The following is a 17,099-nucleotide window of genomic DNA, read 5'->3' on the forward strand; positions in this document are numbered from 1 at the left end:
TACGGGTTCCGCTCAGCCGCCGCCGCTGCCCGAGCAGCCGAAGCCGCCCCGGTCGACGGCCTCGCTGCGGCTGAAGGTGCCGAAGTCGGCGCGGCCGTCGTCGGTGTCGGCGTCGTAGTACCAGGCGGCGTCGGAGCTGCCGGTCTTCTTCTTGCCGCCCTTGCCGCCCTTGCCGTACGAGGTGCTCGAACCGGAGCCGGTCTTGCAGTTCTTGTCCGCGATGATCTTGTAGCCGTCGTAGGTGTAGCTGTCGCGGTCGACGCAGCGGCGGTCCGGGTCGGAGCCGCACGAGGTCAGGGCCGCGGCGATGACTCCCATGCCGCCGAGTACGACCGTGCCCGAGCGCAGTCGGCGTCGTGTTTCCGCCATGTGTGTCTCCCCCGATGGTTGTCCGTTGGCTGCCCGTTGGTTGTCCGTGGTTCGTCAGGCGGACAGCCTAGAGATCGTTGAGAGTGCGGCTGTCGGGGGGGTGTGCCGTTCCTTCGCTCGCCTACAGTCGCTTTGTGCTGTTTGGGATGGTGTGTGCGCTGGGTGCGGCGGTCTGTTTCGGCGCGGCGACCGTGTTGCAGGCGATGGCCGCACGGGCGGCCGCCGCGCAGGGGGGCGGGGGCGGCGAGGCGGGGGTGCTGCTGCGGGCGCTTCGGCAGTGGCGGTATCTGGCCGGGCTGGCTCTGGACGGACTGGGGTTCGTGTTTCAGGTCCTCGCGCTGCGGTCGATTCCCATCTACGCGGTCGGGGCGGCGCTGGCGTCCAGTCTCGCGGTGACGGCGGTGGTCGCGGCGCGGCTGCTGCGGGTGCGGTTGCACCGGGGTGAGTGGACCGCCGTGGCGGTGGTGTGTGCCGGGCTCGCGATGCTGGGCTTCTCGGCGGGCACGGAGGGGGATCTGGGCGGGTCGGACGCGTTGGAGTTCTCGATGCTCGGGGTGGCGCTGGCCGTGCTGGGGGTGGGGCTGGCGGGCGGCCGGTTGCCGGAGCGGGGGCGGGGGCTGGTGCTCGGGCTGGCGGCCGGGTTCGGGTTCGGGGTGGTGGAGGTGTCGGTGCGGCTGATCGACTCGCTCGAGCCGTCGGAACTGCTGGCCAATCCGGCGACGTATGCGCTGCTGCTCGGGGGCGGGGCGGCGTTCCTGGCGCTGACGTCGGCCTTGCAGCGGGGCTCGGTGACGGTGGCCACGGCGGCGATGGTGATCGGGGAGACGGTCGGGCCGGCGTTGGTGGGGGTGGTGTGGCTGGGGGACCGTACGCGGGAAGGGCTCGGGTGGCTGGCCGTGCTCGGGTTCGTGGTGTCGGTGGCGGGAGCGTTGGCGCTGGCACGGTTCGGGGAGGCGCCGGCGGAGGCGCCCGCGCGGGTGGAGTCACCGTAGGACACCAGGCTCCGGTCACCCTCCGTACGTCACGGCAGCACCCTGCACAACGCCTCCAGCGCGCCCGCCCACGCATGGTCCGGCGGTGTCCCGTAGCCCACGACCAGGGCGTCCAAGGGCTCGGTCGTGGTGGATCCGTGGCGGTAGGACGCCAGACCGTGGAGGGCGAGGCCCTGCCAGGTGGCCGCCTGGGTCACGGAGCGTTCCGTGCCGGGTGGGAGCCGGAGGACGGCGTGCAGGCCCGCGGCGATGCCGGTGATGCGGAGGTGGGGGGCCTGGGTGGACAGGGCGTCGACGAGGGCGTCACGGCGGCGGCGGTAGCGCAGTCGGGCGGCGCGGACATGGCGGTCGTAGGCGCCGGAGGTCAGGAACTCGGCCAGGGTCAGCTGGTCCAGCACCCCGCAGGTGTCGGAGCCGCCCTTGGCCTCCGTCACCTCCTTCACCAGCGCCGCCGGCAGCACCATCCAGGCCAGACGGAGCGCGGGGGCGAGGGACTTGCTGGCCGTGCCCAGGTAGACGACATGGTCGGGGTCGAGGCCCTGTAGCGCGCCGACCGGCTGGCGGTCGTAGCGGAACTCGCCGTCGTAGTCGTCCTCCAGGACCAGTCCGCCGGTGCGGCGCGCCCAGTCCACCACCGTCGCCCGGCGGTCGCGGTGCAGCGGCACCCCCATCGGGAACTGGTGGGCGGGGGTGAGCAGGACGGCGCCCTGGTCGCTCAACCGCCCGGGATGCGTGCCCAGTTCGTCGAAGGGGAGCGGCGCCATGGTCAGACCCGCCGCCGTCAGTTGCCTCCAGTGCGGCGGGAGGCCGTACGACTCCACCGCGACCGTCTGCACGCCGCGCGCCCGCAGCACCCGGGCGAGAAGCTGCAGGCCGTGCACGAAGCCCGCGCAGACCACGACGCACTCCGGGTCGGCGCGTACGCCGCGTGCGCGGGCGAGGTAGCCGGCGAGGGCGGTGCGCAGTTCGGGGCGTCCCCGGGGGTCGCCGTAGCCGAGGGCCTGGTTCGGGGCGGTGAGGAAGGCGCGGCGGGCCGCCTTGAGCCACTCCGTGCGGGGGAAGGCGGCGAGGTCGGGGGTGCCGGGGATCAGGTCGTAGGCGGGGCGCGGGGTCTCGGGACGCGGGGTGGCCGTGCCCGTCGGGGGGATCACCGTGCGGTCGGCCACCCGGGTGCCGGAGCCCTGGCGGGCGGTGAGCCAGCCCTCGGCGACGAGTTCGGCGTAGGCCTCGGCGACCGTGTTGCGGGCGATGCCGAGGTCGGCGGCCAGGGAGCGGGAGGAGGGCAGCCGGGTGCCGGGAGCCAGACGCGCGCTGCGAACCGCCTCGCGCAGGGCGTCGGTCAGGCTGCGGCGCAGTCCCGGTCCGGACGGTTCGAGGTGGAGGTCGACGCCCAGAGTGGCCCATGGTTTCGGCATGGAATTGGACCATACTCCTGGGCTGCTTCGCTCCTAGGGTCGACACCATGACAACGATCGACAGCACCCCCGACACCAGGACGGCCGAGTACGCGGCCGAGCGTCCCGCGCGCCTGAACTGGGCCAAGCACGCCCCCGAGGTCTACAAGGCGATGGTCCGTGTCGACGCGGCCGCCCGTAAGGGCCTCGAACCCCGGCTGTACGAGCTGGTGAAGATCCGTGCCTCGCAGCTCAACCACTGCGCGTTCTGCATCGACATGCACACCAAGGACGCCCTCGCGGCCGGCGAGAGCGTCGAGCGGATCATCCAGCTCAGCGCCTGGGAGGAGTCGGCGCACTTCTACACCGAGAAGGAGCTCGCGGCGATCCAACTGACGGAGGCCGTCACCGTCCTGACGGACGGCTTCGTGCCCGACGAGGTGTACGACCGTGCCGCCGCGCACTTCGAGGAGGCCGAGCTGGCCCAGCTGATCTCCGCGATCGCGGTGATCAACGCCTGGAACCGGTTCGGGGTGACCTGCCGTATGACTCCGGGGCACCACCGCCCGGGGCAGCATTCGTGAGCCGACGCACCCGGCTCCTCGACCCCGCCGTCGCCCAGGCCATGTCGGCCGTCAGCGCGGCCGCCAAGAAAGGGCTCGGCGACCCGGCCCTCGCCGAGCTCGTCGTGCTCCGGGCCTCCCAGCTCAACCGGTGCGCGTTCTGTCTGGACATGCATCTCGGCATCGCCCGCAAGTACGGGGTGGGCGAAGGGCAGTTGGACATGCTGGCCGCCTGGGAGGAGGCCGAGGGCCTGTTCGACGAGCGGGAACGCGCCGCACTCGCGCTGACCGAGGCGGTCACCGTTCTCACGGACGGTTTCGTGCCCGATGATGTGTACGACCGTGCCGCCGCCCACTTCGACGACGTCCGACTCGCCCATCTCATCGCGCTGATCGTCGCCATCAACAACTGGAACCGGGTGATGGTCGGCCGCCGCATTCCACCAGGGGGATACACACCGTGACCAAGGTCGAGACCTTCCGCGCGCTCCACCGGCGCCGCTCCCCCGGCGACCCGCTGGTCCTGCCGGGTCCCTGGGACGCCGCGAGTGCCCGGGTCTTCGTCGAGGCCGGGTACCCGGCGCTGGCCACGCCCAGCGCGGGCGTCGCCGCCTCCCTCGGGTACGAGGACGGGCAGACCCCGGCCGACGAGATGTTCGCGGCCGTCGCGCGGATCGTGCGCGCCGTCGACGTCCCGGTGTCGGCGGACATCGAGGGCGGATACGGGATCCCGCCGAAGGAGCTGGTGGAGCGGCTGCTGGCGACCGGTGCCGTGGGGTGCAACCTGGAGGACTCCGAGGGCGGTGCCCTCAAGGCCCCGCGCGCGCACGCGGACTGGCTCTCCGAGGTACGGCACGCCGCCGCCGACCGGCTCTTCGTCAACGCCCGGATCGACACGTTCATCCGGGCACGCGAGGGTGCCGACCCCAAGGAGGCCACCGAACAGGCCATCGAGCGGGCCGCGTTGTACGTGGCCGCGGGCGCCGACTGCGTGTATCCGATCGGCGCCCCCGTCGACGTGCTCCCGCTGCTGCGGTCCGGGATCAAGGGGCCGGTCAATGTGCACGGCACGGTGAGCGGGGACCCCTCGTCCACCGAACTCGGTGAACTCGGGGCCACCCGCATCACGTTCGGGCCGGGACTCCAGCGCAGCGCCGCCGAGGCGCTGCGGGAGATCACGGCGCGGCTGAACTAGGGGGTCAGGACAGCCACGCCTTCCACGTGGACTCGTGGCTGTCCGCCCACTTCTTCGCCGCCGCCTCGGGCGACAGCCGCTGCTCGGCGATCATCAGGGAGACCTCGTTCTGGTCCTCGGTCGTCCACTTGAACTTCTTCAGCAGGGCCGCCGCCTGGCCGCCGTCCTTGGAGAAGTCGGCGTTGAGGTACTTCTGCAGCGGGGTGTGCGGATAGGCGCAGGCGACCTTCTCCGGGTCCGCGTCGCAGCCGTCCTTGTACGCCGGCAGCTTCACCTCGGTCATCGGGACCTTCTTGAACAGCCACTGCGGCTCGTACCAGTACGTCAGGAAGGGCTTCTTCTCCTTGGCGAACTGCTTGATCTGCGTGATCTGCGCGGCCTCCGAACCGGCGAACACCACCTGGTAGTTCAGGTCCAGGTTGTTCACCAGCGCCTTGTCGTTGGTGACATAGGACGGCGAGCCGTCCATCAGCTGGCCCTTGCCGCCGCTCTCCGCCGTGCGCATCTGCTCGGCGTACTTGTTGAGGTTCTTCCAGTCGGTGACCTCCGGGTGGGCCTTGGCGAAGTACGTCGGGACGTACCAGCCGATGTGCCCGGTGACCCCGAGGTCGCCGCCGGGCACGATCGTCTTCTTGTCCTTGACGTACCGCTGCTCCTCGTCCGGGTGACCCCAGTCCTCCATGATCGCGTCGACCCGGCCCTGGCTGAGCGCGTCCCAGGCGGGGATCTCGTCGACCTGCACGGTGTCGACGCGGTAGCCGAGCTCGTGCTCCAGGAGGTACTGGGCGACGGCGACGTTGGCCTGGGCGCCGACCCAGGACTGCACGGACAGCGTCACGGTCTTGGCGCCCTGCGCGTTGGCGAACGGCGAGGACTGCTTGGTCATGTCGGCGGCACCGCAGCCGCTCAGCAGCGCCAGGGAGGACACGCCGGCCACGAGGGCGGTCGTCGTACGAATGCGCATGTCAGGCTCCCTTCTTCGCGCGGCGTTCGGTCGGCTGGGTCACCCGGTCCAGCATCAGGCCCAGGCAGACGATCGCGGCTCCCGCCACCAGACCGGTCGCCAGGTCGCCCCGCGCGAGACCGGCGACGACCTCGTAGCCGAGCGCGCCACCGCCGACCAGGCCGCCGATGATGACGACGGCGAGGACCAGGACGACGCCCTGGTTGACGGCGAGCAGCAGGGCGGGCCGGGCGAGCGGGAGCTGGACCTGGCGCAGTTGCTGGGCCGGGGTCGCGCCGAGCGAGCGGGCCGACTCCAGGGCGGCCGGGTCGACCTGGCGCAGACCCTGGGTGGTGATGCGGACCACGGCGGGCAGCGCGTAGACGACGGCCGCGGCGACCGCGGGCGCCCGGCCGACACCGAACAGCGCCACCACCGGGATCAGGTACACGAACTGCGGCATCGTCTGGAACACGTCCAGCACCGGCCGCAGCATCCGCTCGACGCGGTCGCTGCGGGCGGCCGCGATACCGGTCGCGAAGCCCAGCACCAGGGTGACGGCGACGGCCGCCAGGACCTGGGAGAGGGTGTCGAGGGACGGGTTCCACACACCGAGCACGCCGATCGCGGCCATGGCGAGCACGGCGGTCAGCGCGGTGCGCCAGGTGCCGATCAGCCAGGCGAGCGCGGCGACGATCAGCAGGACCGACCACCAGGGCAGCCACTGCAGGCCGTCGCGCAGGGGGTCGAGGATCCAGGTGGTGAAGTGGGCCGCCCAGTCGGCGGTGCCGCCGATGACGGGCACGCCGGAGTAGAGGTGGTCGGTCATCCAGTCGACGGCGCGGTTCACCGGCTCGGCGATGTTCAGCACCCAGGCGTCGGGCCAGTCGAGGCCGCCCGCCAGACGCGCGGCGACGGCTATGACCACGGTGGCGATCAGGGCGTACAGCCAGCGCGCCCGGCCGTTCGGGTGGGGGTCCTCACCGAGGCGCTCCCCTGCCGCGCCGGTCACGCGGTCCAGTACGACGGCGAGCAGCACGATCGGGATGCCGGCCGCGAGCGCGGCGCCGACGTCGACCGAGGCCAGGGCCTGGTAGACGCGGTCACCGAGGCCGCCCGCGCCGATCACCGACGCGATGACCGCCATGGACAGCGCCATCATGATCGTCTGATTGAGGCCGAGCAGGAGTTCCTTGCGGGCCAGCGGGATCCGGGCGGTCAGCAGGCGCTGCCGAGCGGTGGTGCCGAGCGACTCGACGGCCTCCAGCACCTCCTTGTCGGCGCCGCGCAGGCCGAGGGCGGTGAGGCGGGCCATCGGCGGGGCGGCGTAGACGACGGTGGCCAGGACGGCGGCGGGGACGCCCATGCCGAAGACCAGGACGACGGGGAGCAGGTAGGCGTACGCCGGGAGCACCTGCATGGTGTCCAGGACAGGGCGCAGCAGCCGATCCATACGGTCGGACAGCCCGGCGGCGAGCCCCAGCAGCATGCCCACGACGACCGAGGCGAGGACCGCCACGACCATCAGCGCGAGGGTCTGCATGGTCGGCACCCACATGCCGAGGAAGCCGCAGGCCATGAACGCGGCAGCGGTACCGGCGGCGAGCCGTGGGCCCGCGACGCGCCAGGCGATCAGGGACGCTGCGGCGGTGACGCCGGCCCATCCGGCCGCGAGCAGCACCAGGTACACGGCGTGTACGGAGAGGATGACCGCCTTGCTGATGTGCCCGAAGAAGTAGAGGAACAGCGGGTGGCTGTCGCGGTTGTCGATGATCCAGTCACTGACCTTGGTCAGCGGTTCGGAGACGTCGACGGTCAGGGCGCCGGGCCAGGTGCCGCTCGCCCACCGGACGTCGGCCAGCGGAACGAGGATCGCGGCGACGAGCGCGAGCAGCAGGAGCTTGCGGACGCCGGGGCGTTTGAGGAAGCCGGGCAGCGCGGTGCGCGGCGCGGTGGCGGTGACGGTGGCCATCAAGCCACCTCCTTGCTCTTCCCCGGCGCCGCCGCGGCACCGTGCCCCGACCCTGCCGGGGCGCTGTGAGCCGTCCCCGCCACGACGCCGAGCAGCCGCTCGTGGTCGACCACGCCGAGACAGCGTCCGGCGTCCATGACCCGGGCCGGGGCACCGCTGCGCGCCACGGCCTCGATCGCCTCGGACACGGTCGCGTCCGGCGCGAGGGCCGGGCCGTTGCCGGCCTCGTCGGCCGAGGCGGGGCGCATGGCCGTACGGACGGTCAGGACCTGTTCGCGCGGGACGTCCCGGACGAACTCGCGGACGTAGTCGTCGGCCGGGGAGCCCACGATCTCCTCGGGGGTTCCGAGCTGGACCACGCGTCCGTCGCGCATCAGGGCGATGCGGTCGCCGAGCTTCAGGGCCTCGCTGAGGTCATGGGTGATGAAGACCATCGTGCGGCCCTCCTCGCGGTGCAGGCGGACGACCTCCTCCTGCATGTCCCGCCGGATCAGCGGGTCGAGCGCGCTGAACGGCTCGTCGAAGAGGAGGACCTGCGGGTCCACCGCGAGCGCCCGCGCGAGGCCGACACGCTGGCGCTGACCGCCGGAGAGCTGGCCCGGCCTGCGGTGCTCCATGCCCTCCAGGCCGACCTTGGCCACCACCTCGGCGGCCCGCTCACGGCGTTCCGCCTTGCCGACGCCCTGGATCTCCAGGCCGTACGCCACGTTGTCCAGGACCGTGCGGTGCGGCAGCAGGCCGAAGTGCTGGAAGACCATCGCGGCGCGGTGGCGGCGCAGTTCGCGCAGCCGGGTCTTGTCCATGGCGCGGACATCCTCGCCGTCGATGGCTATGGAGCCCGCCGTCGGCTCGATGAGCCGGGTCAGACAGCGCACCAGTGTGGACTTGCCGGAGCCGGACAGGCCCATGACGACGAAGACCTCGCCCTTGCGGACGTCGAAGGACACGTCCTGGACGGCCGCCGTGCAGCCGGTGCGGGTACGCAGCTCGGCGGGCGCGAGCGCGGCCAGCTCCGGGTCGGCGGGGACTCGGTGCGCCTTGGGGCCGAAGACCTTCCACAGGCCCTCGACGGAGAAGACCGGCGCGGTCGGCGGCTTACGGGTCTCGGGCGTCTCGGGCGTCTCGGGCATCGTGTTGGTGGTCGTACTCATCACGCCTCACCTCCAATCAGGTCGACGGCCTTCTCACCGACCATGAGCACCCCGATCATCGGGTTCACGGCGGTGATCGTCGGGAAGACGGAGGCGTCGGCGATACGAATTCCTTGCAGGCCGCGGATCCGCAACTGCGGGTCGACCACGGCCAGTTCGTCGTCGGCGGCGCCCATGCGACAGGTGCCGGCCGGGTGGTACACGGTGTGCGCGACCTTGCGCGCGTACTCGCTCAGCTCCTCGTCGCCGGTGATCCCGGGACCGGGGCACACCTCGCGCTTGAGCCAGGTCGCCAGCGGCTCGGTGCCGGCGATCTCGCGGGCGATGCGGATGCCGTCGACGAGGGTGCGGGCGTCGTAGTCGTCCTCGTCGGTGAAGTAGCGGAAGTCCAGCGCGGGCTTGACGGACGGATCGGCGCTGGTGAGATAAAGCCGGCCGCGGCTCTTGGGCTTGGGGATGTTCGGGGTCATCGAGACGCCGAACTGCGGCCGCTGGTAGCCCAGTCGCTCGGGGTTGTCCGTGAACGGGACCTGGTAGAAGTGGAACATCAGGTCCGGGCCCTGGTGTTCGGGGTCGCGGCGCACGAACAGGCCGGCGTCGGAGTCCATCGCGGAGTTCTCCGGGATCGGGCCGTCGGTCTCCCAGACGATCACCGACTCGGGGTGGTCGAGCAGGTTCTCGCCGACGCCCGGCAGGTCGTGGACGACCGGGATGCCCAGCCGGGTGAGGTCCTCGCGCGGGCCGATGCCGGAGTGCATCAGCAGCCGGGGCGAGTCGACGGCGCCGGCGCACAGGACGACCTCGCGCCGGGCGCGGATCAGGGTCTCCTCGCCGTCCTTGGTGCGCACGTGCACGCCCTCGGCGCGGGGGCCGTTCAGCTCCAGCCGGTACGCCCAGGTCTCCAGCAGGATCGTGAGGTTGTCGCGCTCGTCCATCACCGGGTGCAGATACGCCACCGACGCCGAGGAGCGCTTGTTGTTCTCGGGGTGGTAGGCGAGGTCGAAGAAGCCGACGCCCTCGGTGAAGGGCTGCTTGTTGAAGCCCTCGACGCGCGGGACGCCGAGCGCGTCCTCAGCCGCGTCGACGAAGTCACGGGCGATGGCGTTCCGGTCGTTCTCGTCGACCGGGACGATGTTGTTCTCGAGCCGGGCGTAGTACGCCTCCATCGGCACCGCGCCCCAGCCCTTGGCGCCGGCCTCCTCCCACTCGTCCCAGTCGGACGGCAGCGGCTTGAAGGCGATGAGGGTGTTGTGCGAGGAGCAGCCGCCCAGGACGCGGGCGCGGCTGTGCCGGATGTGCGAGTTGCCGCGTGGCTGCTCGGTGGTGGGGTAGTCGTAGTCCAGCTCGCCGCCGAGCAGGCCCATCCAGCGGCGCAGGGTGAGGACGTCGTCCCTGCCGACGTCGCTGGGGCCGCCCTCGATGACCGCGACGGTGACGTCGGGGTTCTCCGTCAGTCGGGAGGCGATGACCGAGCCGGCCGTGCCGCCGCCGATGACGACGTAGTCGTAGACAGGGGGGTTCTCGGACATGTGCGGGTAACTCCAGGGGACTTGCGAGGCCGACGGCTCACGCCGGCGGCCTACGGGGAGGGGACGGGCCGGGTCAGCCGGCGAACCAGCGGACGGGCTGCGGCGCGAGGTTCTGGTAGACGTGCTTGGCCTCGCGGTACTCGGCGAGTCCGGCGGGGCCGAGTTCGCGGCCCACCCCGCTCTTGCCGAAGCCGCCCCACTCCGCCTGCGGGAGGTAGGGGTGGAAGTCGTTGATCCAGACGGTGCCGTGCCGAAGGCGGCCGGCGACACGGCGGGCGCGGCCGGCGTCGGCGGTCCACACGGCGCCCGCGAGGCCGTACTCGGTGTCGTTGGCGAGGGCGACCGCCTCGTCCTCGGTACGGAAGGTCTCGACGGTGAGGACCGGGCCGAAGACCTCCTCGCGGACGACCTTCATCTCGCGGTGGCAGTGGTCGAGCAGCGTGGGCTCGTAGAAGTAGCCGCTCTCCGGCCGCTCCGGGGACGGCGCGGGGCGCTTGCCGCCGGAGCGCAGCACCGCGCCCTCCTTGAGCGCGGACTCGACGTACCCCTCGACCTTGGCGCGCTGCTGCTCGGAGACGAGGGGGCCGCACTCGACGCCGTCGGCGGTGCCGCGGCCGATGCGGATGCGGTCGGCCCTGCGCGCCAGCTCGGCGACGAAGCGGTCCCTGACCGACTCCTCGATGATCAGGCGGGCGCCGGCCGAGCAGACCTGGCCGCTGTGGATGAAGGCGGCGTTGAGGGCCTGGTCGACGGCGGTGTCGAAGGCCTCGTCGGTGGCGCAGGCGTCGGCGAAGACGACGTTGGGGTTCTTGCCGCCGAGTTCGAGGGCGACCTTCTTGACGGTGGGCGCCGCGGCCTGGGCCACCTTGGTGCCGCTGATCAGACCGCCGGTGAAGGAGACGAGGTCGACGCCGGGGTGCTCGGAGAGGCGGGCGCCGACGGAGTGGCCGGGTCCGGTGACGATGTTGGCGACACCGGCGGGCAGACCGGCCTCGACGAGCAGCTCGATCAGGGCGATCGTCGTCAGCGGGGTGATCTCGCTGGGCTTGACGACGAAGGTGTTGCCGGCGGCGAGCGCGGGCGCGATCTTCCAGCTGGCCTGGAGGAGCGGGTAGTTCCAGGGCGTGATCAGCGCGCACACGCCGACCGGTTCATGGACGACGACGCTGTGGATGTCGGGCGAGCCCGCGTCGACGACCCGGCCCGGGGCCTCGGCGGCGACCAGGTCGGCGAAGTAGCGGAAGGCGTCGGCGACACAGTCGATGTCGACCCGGCCCTCCTCGACGGTCTTCCCGGCGTCACGGCTCTCCAGCAGCCCGAGCGCCTCGCGGTCGCGCACGAGCAGGTCGGCCACGCGGCGCAGCAGGGCGGCCCGCTCGGCGACGGGGGTGCGGGGCCACTCGCCCTGGCCGCCGTCGAAGGCGCGGCGTGCGGCATCCACCGCGAGGTCGGTGTCCTTCTCGTCACCCTCCGCGACCACGGCGAACGGCACCCCGTCCGCGGGGTCGAGGATCTCGCGCGTCGCGCCGGAGACGGCCGCCCGCCATTCCCCTCCCGCGTGAATGGTGCCGCGTGCCTGGAGTTCCGTACTTTCCGCCATGATCGGTGTTGCCTTCCGTTCCTGTTCAGAGCCCCTGTGTCACATGTGTGCCGCTCACGGGACCGAGTGCGCCTGCCCCTGGCCTTCGGATGCATGCGCGATCCATGGCCGAAAGTGCGCTGTGTCACTGAACATGCGGGCAAACCGGATGAAATAGGCAAGCGCCTCAGCCATGGACTCCGGCGAGTTCTTTGACTAAGGTCAAAGAAGTATGGAGCCAGTGAGAAACACGGAACCGGTGTCGACGGACCAGGTCACGGCCTTCCGCCGGTTCAACCGTTACTTCACGCGCCGCATCGGCGTACTGGACGACCACTACCTCGGCCAGGACCGTCCGCTCGGCGAGGCCCGGCTGCTGTTCGAGGTCGGGGACGGGGCGTCGCTGCGGGAGCTCAGGAGCCGGCTGGGGCTGGACGCCGGGTATCTGAGCCGGATGGCCAAGGCGCTCGAGGCCCAGGGCATGGTCACGCTGAGCACGCACCCGCAGGACAGCCGGCTGCGCGTCATCGGCCTGACGCCGGCCGGGCGGGTGGAGGTCGAGGAGCAGAACCGGCGGGCGCACACGGCCGCCGCAGGCCTGCTCGAAGGCCTCAGCGATCCGCAGCGCACCGCACTGACCGAGGCCATGGCCACCGCCCAGCGCCTGCTGCGGCTCGCCGGCATCACCGTCGCCCTCGTCGACGGGGCCGCACCGGACGCCCGCGCCTGCCTGGACGCCTACGCGGCCGACATCGACGAGCGGTTCCCCGAAGGGTTCGACAAGAACGACCTCGTACGGCCCGAGGAGGTGTCCGGCGACGCCGGCGCGTTCTTCGTCGCCCATGAGGAGGGCAGCCCGGTGGGCTGCGGCGCCCTGCGCCGCACGGAACCCGGCGTCGGCGAGATCCGCCACGTCTGGGTGGCCCCCGCCGCCCGCCGCCTCGGCCTCGCACGCCGGCTGCTCGCCGCGCTCGAACAGGAGGCCGCCGCACGTCACTTGACCGTCGTACGCCTCGACACGCATGCCGCGCTCACCGAGGCGCAGGCCATGTACCGGGCGTGCGGATACACGGAGATCCCGGCGTACGACGACCACGTCTACGCCAGCCACTGGTTCGAGAAGCGGCTGGCGCACTGAGCGGACTTGTCAGCTGAGGAACCAGGCGACCACGACGACCATGCCGGCGACGCAGAAGCCGAGGCCGCCCGCGAGCAGACAGCCGGCGCTGCCGACCCGGTCGGAGATCCTGGCCATGAGCGGCCTCGGCGGATGGTCCGGCGGCAGGGGCGCCAAGGGCGCCGGGACGGTGGTGCGGTGCCCCGGCGGAGGAGCCGTTGGTGCCGGAGGCGCGGCGTGCGGCGGCTTGTTGACCCGGACCAGCGCATTCGCCAGCAGCCGGCTCCACACCACCGGCGGCAGATCGGGGACCTGACCGTTCGGCGGCTCGATGATGCTCTGCCGGAGCCAGTTGCCCGTGGTGGGATGGGGATCACGGCTCATCCGGTACAGCAGTTCCTGGAGTTGGCGCTGATGGCGCTCGTGCCGGGCGAGCGGCGCGACGGCCCAGGTGAAGAGATGGGCCGCGCGCGAGGCCCGGTCGGCTCCCGATCGGCCTTCGGCGCCCGGTCCGTGTGGCGCGAAGTACAGGTCGTGGTGGAGCACCTCCGCGCACAGCTCGTGCCGCAGCTCCGGTGAACGCACCTGGACACGGTGCGGTTCGCCCAGCACATCGAGGACCAACTCCATCGACTCCGGCGGGAGTTCACCCGACCGCAGCTCACGCAGCAGCAGTCCGTCGGGGTGCCTGCGCAACTCCGCCAGCAGGGAGCTCTGCGCCATGACGTCGCCGCGCCGGTAGCCACGGAGCCCCTGGCGCAGGGCGCGGGGGTCGGGGCCGTTCGGATCGAGGGCGGGCTGCTGGAGGGGGTGCGGAGGGCTGGTGGGAGGAGGCGGGGGCGCGGAGGTGGGGTTCGCGGGTGGGTGCGGGGGGTGCGGGTACGGGTCGGTGTAGGACTCCTTGTGCAGGTCGGTGTAGGACTCCCTGTGCGGGTCGGTAAAGGACGCCCTGTGCGGGTCCGCGTACGAGTCCAGGTGCGGCTCCGGTTGGGGCTCCGCGTACGACTCCGGGTACGAGGCCGTATACGACTCCGCGGCGACCGCGGCTCGGGCAGAATCCCGGTCCCGGTCCCGGTCCAGGTCCCGCTCCCGCTCCCCCGCAGGAGTCTCCCGTACCTCCCCCGGCCGCGACCCGGGCGCGAAGGCCGGGATCCTCGTGCCGGCCGGCGGTGTCCGGTCCGCGCCCAGGATCTCCTTCAGGCGGGCCCGGCGCCGCTCCCAGTCCAGTGTCGCGCCCTCGGGGAGCCGGTCGACCAGCTGCGGCACTCCGGCGTCGGCCTCGGGGTTCGCGAGGACGTGCCGTACGAGCTCGGCAGCCGCCCACAGTTCGAACCTGCGGTTGGCCGGCTTGCCTCCCCTGACCCGGGCCAGCGGGCCGGATCCGCCGCTGTCCGGTTCCCAGCCCGGGACCGAGGTCAGCTGCAGCGGGTGGCTGTCGGCCGTGTCGTACGTGGCGAAGGTCCACTGCCGGCCCAGCCAGGGTCCGAAGAGCAGGAACAGCCCGAGGTAGACCACCGGCACCGCGCTCTGGTCCGGCCAGCCCGGATGCCGCCGCTCCTCCATCAGCAGTGAGATGCGCTGCGTAGGATCGCGCAGCCACTCCGCCGCGGTCATCGTCAGTGCGTGGTTGACCGACGGCAGCTTCTCCAGCATCTCCGGCAACCGCCTGAGCGCCGGCCCGTCGAGTTTCGCGCACTCGACCACGTCCTGCTTCCCGGTGACCGTCTCGGCCTTCTCCCGGCTGCCCCAGCCGGCGTACGCGAGCCCGAGACACTGACGCACCTTCAGGGTCCCGGGCCCGCCGACCAGCACATGGCTGACCGTGCTGGGCCGTCCGCCCCGGTCGATGGTGGGCCAGCGCTGCACGAGCAGGACGTCGCCGTCGCGGGACAGGGTGCGCACCACGCTGGGCCGCGCGGCCGCCGCGCCGGACACCCACAGCAACGGGCCCAGTTCCCGGCCGAGTTCCTCGGCGCGCTCGGCGTCGCAGGAATGGGCGACGGCGTTCATGCCGGTGCCCTGGCGGCCGTGGTTGCCTTCCCAGCGGTAGACGACCTGGTGCACCGAGCCCCGGTCCTGGAAGTCGTTCACCGGAGTTCCCCTCCCTCGGATCCCTCGGGCTCCTCGGGCCCTTCCGAACTCTCGAATGTCTCGGTCTGACCGGCCGCGCCCCACGGCACCGCCTCCAGCGCGGGTGTCTCACCCACCGCCAACGCCTCGCCGCCGCCGGGCAGTTGGATCAGCCCGTGCATGGCGAACAGCGACAGCAGCGGCTCCAGCACCCGCCGTGGCCCGGCCCCGGCCGGATAGCGGCCGTGGTCCTCCTGGCCGCCGGTCGCGGACGCGATGTGCAGGGTGCAGCGGCGGACGGCGTCGAAGGGGCGCAGCCACGCCTGGCCCGCGTGCCGGCGCAGCAGCCCGTACAGATCCCGGCTCTCCTCGCGCACCAGCGCCGGGTCCAGCGAGGTGGCCGGCGGCCGGGTCAGCCACCGGTCGACGGGCGGCTGGAACCTGAGCAGGTCGGCCTTGCCGAGCACCACCGCCGACGGCACGTCCAGATACCCGCCGTGCTTCGGCAGCCGGTCCAGGACCGTGCCGAAGGCGAGGTCGCCGTCCCGGTTCACCTCCACACCCCAGCGTTCCCTGGCGTGGTCCAGCTGCGGCAGCGGCAGGGCCAGCGCCGGGTCGACCACGAAGACCAGGGCGTCGACGCCGAGCAGGAACCGCAGCGCCGCGTCGGTGCGGACGAGGTCCTCGCCGCCGAGGTCGAAGAAGGCGACCGGGCGCACCTGCCCGCGCGGGTCGGTGATCAGCAGGGACTCCACGAAGCGGGCGAAGTCGTCCATGCCGAGTGCCGGGGTGTGGTTCAGCACCTTGCCGTTGCGCAGCGGCTGCACCCGGTCCCGTACGAACCGGGCGTGCTGCTCCGGATTGACGGACTGCCACTTCAGGCCGAACGGCTCCAGTCCGCCGTCGGTGATCGCCGCGATCATCTGGGTCAGCAGATGGCTCTTGCCGGTGGAGGACTGGCCGACCATCGCGATGGTCAGCGGGCGGCCGTACGTCAGATAGGGCACCGGGATGTAGTGCGCCGGGAACTCCCGGTCCGCCGTGCACTTCTGGACGGCGCCGCGCATGACGTCCGTCCGCCGCACCGGGTTGTTGATGCCCTTGAGGTCCAGCGGCTTGTACTGCATCCGGCTGTCGGTGACGAACAGCTTGCCGAGGTCGAGCCGGATGGTCTCCAGGCAGTACGGGCAGAGCACCTCGTTGCCGCTCTGCTCGGACCCCGAGCCACCGCGGGACGGGGCGGCGGGCGCCTGCCGCTTGAGCCGCAGCGCCTCCTCGAACGCCTCGTGGTGCGGGCGGGTCTCGTCGGGCGGCACGGCGACCCGGACGCGGCGGGCGGAACCCGGCGCGAGAAGGTCCAGCACCTGGGCGGGCGTCGGCCGGTCCGCCGCACCCGGGGCGAAGGCGTCCCGCAACGTCTGGTCGAGCTTGCGGTGTTCGGCGAGGTCGGCCGGCGGCCGGTCGGCGGGGCCGGGGCGCCCGGTCGCCAGCCGGTACAGCACCTGCGCCGCGCTCCACACCGCGTCCCGGGGGTCGGCGAGCCCCTGGCCGCCGCGCTGTTCGGGCGGGCAGAAGGGGGAACGGCCCCACGGGCGCCTCGGCCGGCCGATCCGGGTCACCGACTCCAGCCCCCACAGCTGGACCTTCGCGCCGTCCCAGAGCACGGTGGCGGGCGAGATGCCGCGCGGCACCAGGCCCTGACCCTCCAGCAGGCACAGGGCCAGCATCAGATCGCGGGTGAAGATCTCCTGGTCGGCCGCGCCCATGACATGGATCCGCGAGACGGGCGTGCCGCGCGGCGGGTCGTAGAGCAGGAACGGCTCGGCCGTGTCCAGCTCATGGCCGATCAGCCGCGGGAAGAGCGACTCGTACTCCGTGTCGCCGAGCACCTGGTACAGCTGCACGGCGGTGCCCGCCTCGGTGTCCAGCAGGGCGCGCGCCGCCGGGTTCGCGGCGTCCTTGGCGCTCAGCCGCACCTGGACGCACTGCTGTCCCTCGTCGTCGAGCACGGCCCTGCGCAGCAGTTGGGGCAGCAGCCGGTCGCGGCGGATCTCACGGCCGACCCGGACCGGCGTGACGCGTCGGCGCCCCGACGGCACGGTGAACGCGAGCTTGTCCGGAGGCGGCCCGCCCGGCCCCGGCGGGCGGGAATGCGTGGTGCTGGTCACCGGCGGTCCTTTCGTTCGTACATGTGCACCGGGCCGTGCGGGTGGGTGCGCGGCGGA

General features: G+C 72.3%; 14 protein-coding genes. 5 read left to right on the forward strand and 9 right to left on the reverse strand.

Annotated elements, in window-relative coordinates; all coding sequences use genetic code 11:
• Positions 1 to 12: 12 nt before the first annotated feature.
• Positions 13 to 369, reverse strand: a complete 357-nt coding sequence (locus ACFQ6S_RS41260) for a hypothetical protein (protein WP_383420961.1) — start codon at positions 367 to 369, stop codon at positions 13 to 15.
• Between the two features lie 146 nt (positions 370 to 515).
• Between ACFQ6S_RS41260 and ACFQ6S_RS41265 the strand changes: the two genes are divergently transcribed.
• Positions 516 to 1,361, forward strand: a complete 846-nt coding sequence (locus tag ACFQ6S_RS41265) for a hypothetical protein (protein ID WP_383421157.1) — start codon at positions 516 to 518, stop codon at positions 1,359 to 1,361.
• Between the two features lie 29 nt (positions 1,362 to 1,390).
• Here the strand turns inward: ACFQ6S_RS41265 and ACFQ6S_RS41270 are convergent, their stop codons facing one another.
• Complete coding sequence (locus ACFQ6S_RS41270) at positions 1,391 to 2,776, reverse strand: PLP-dependent aminotransferase family protein (protein ID WP_383420963.1); 1,386 nt, start codon at positions 2,774 to 2,776, stop codon at positions 1,391 to 1,393.
• A gap of 47 nt (positions 2,777 to 2,823) precedes the next feature.
• Here ACFQ6S_RS41270 and ACFQ6S_RS41275 point away from each other — a divergent pair, with 47 nt between their 5' ends.
• From ACFQ6S_RS41275 to ACFQ6S_RS41285, 3 genes are read left to right on the forward strand one after another with little or no spacing between them, the layout of a single operon-like run.
• Entirely contained in the window at positions 2,824 to 3,339 is a 516-nt protein-coding gene (locus tag ACFQ6S_RS41275; protein WP_383420965.1) for a carboxymuconolactone decarboxylase family protein, read from the forward strand.
• Complete coding sequence (locus tag ACFQ6S_RS41280; RefSeq protein WP_383420967.1) at positions 3,336 to 3,782, forward strand: carboxymuconolactone decarboxylase family protein; 447 nt, start codon at positions 3,336 to 3,338, stop codon at positions 3,780 to 3,782. The genes ACFQ6S_RS41275 and ACFQ6S_RS41280 overlap by 4 nt, the downstream gene beginning before the upstream one ends.
• Positions 3,779 to 4,513: an isocitrate lyase/phosphoenolpyruvate mutase family protein gene (locus tag ACFQ6S_RS41285; RefSeq protein ID WP_383420968.1), complete on the forward strand. Its 735-nt coding sequence runs from the start codon at positions 3,779 to 3,781 to the stop codon at positions 4,511 to 4,513. The genes ACFQ6S_RS41280 and ACFQ6S_RS41285 overlap by 4 nt, the downstream gene beginning before the upstream one ends.
• A gap of 4 nt (positions 4,514 to 4,517) precedes the next feature.
• Here ACFQ6S_RS41285 and ACFQ6S_RS41290 read toward each other — a convergent pair whose 3' ends face one another.
• The 5 genes from ACFQ6S_RS41290 to ACFQ6S_RS41310 form a co-directional block, all read right to left on the reverse strand.
• Positions 4,518 to 5,477 (reverse strand): ABC transporter substrate-binding protein, encoded by a 960-nt coding sequence (locus ACFQ6S_RS41290; protein WP_383420971.1) that lies wholly within the window; start codon positions 5,475 to 5,477, stop codon positions 4,518 to 4,520.
• A 1-nt stretch (position 5,478) separates the two neighbouring features.
• Complete coding sequence (locus ACFQ6S_RS41295; RefSeq protein ID WP_383420974.1) at positions 5,479 to 7,428, reverse strand: ABC transporter permease; 1,950 nt, start codon at positions 7,426 to 7,428, stop codon at positions 5,479 to 5,481.
• Entirely contained in the window at positions 7,428 to 8,558 is a 1,131-nt protein-coding gene (locus tag ACFQ6S_RS41300; protein WP_383421160.1) for a glycine betaine/L-proline ABC transporter ATP-binding protein, read from the reverse strand. The genes ACFQ6S_RS41295 and ACFQ6S_RS41300 overlap by 1 nt, the downstream gene beginning before the upstream one ends.
• A 20-nt stretch (positions 8,559 to 8,578) precedes the next feature.
• Complete coding sequence (locus tag ACFQ6S_RS41305) at positions 8,579 to 10,108, reverse strand: GMC family oxidoreductase (RefSeq protein ID WP_383420977.1); 1,530 nt, start codon at positions 10,106 to 10,108, stop codon at positions 8,579 to 8,581.
• Positions 10,109 to 10,181: 73 nt separating this feature from the next.
• The gene (locus tag ACFQ6S_RS41310; RefSeq protein WP_383420980.1) at positions 10,182 to 11,708 is read right to left on the reverse strand and encodes an aldehyde dehydrogenase family protein; all 1,527 of its coding nucleotides are present in this window, start codon (positions 11,706 to 11,708) and stop codon (positions 10,182 to 10,184) included.
• Positions 11,709 to 11,919: 211 nt separating this feature from the next.
• Between ACFQ6S_RS41310 and ACFQ6S_RS41315 the strand changes: the two genes are divergently transcribed.
• Entirely contained in the window at positions 11,920 to 12,825 is a 906-nt protein-coding gene (locus ACFQ6S_RS41315; protein ID WP_383420983.1) for a GNAT family N-acetyltransferase, read from the forward strand.
• A 9-nt stretch (positions 12,826 to 12,834) separates the two neighbouring features.
• Here ACFQ6S_RS41315 and ACFQ6S_RS41320 read toward each other — a convergent pair whose 3' ends face one another.
• Entirely contained in the window at positions 12,835 to 14,895 is a 2,061-nt protein-coding gene (locus ACFQ6S_RS41320; protein WP_383420986.1) for a hypothetical protein, read from the reverse strand.
• Positions 14,892 to 17,042: a hypothetical protein gene (locus ACFQ6S_RS41325; RefSeq protein WP_383420989.1), complete on the reverse strand. Its 2,151-nt coding sequence runs from the start codon at positions 17,040 to 17,042 to the stop codon at positions 14,892 to 14,894. The genes ACFQ6S_RS41320 and ACFQ6S_RS41325 overlap by 4 nt, the downstream gene beginning before the upstream one ends.
• Positions 17,043 to 17,099: the final 57 nt, after the last annotated feature.

Origin of the sequence: Streptomyces sp. NPDC056479 (assembly GCF_042795335.1) — a bacterium.
Classification (GTDB): Bacteria; Actinomycetota; Actinomycetes; order Streptomycetales; family Streptomycetaceae; genus Streptomyces.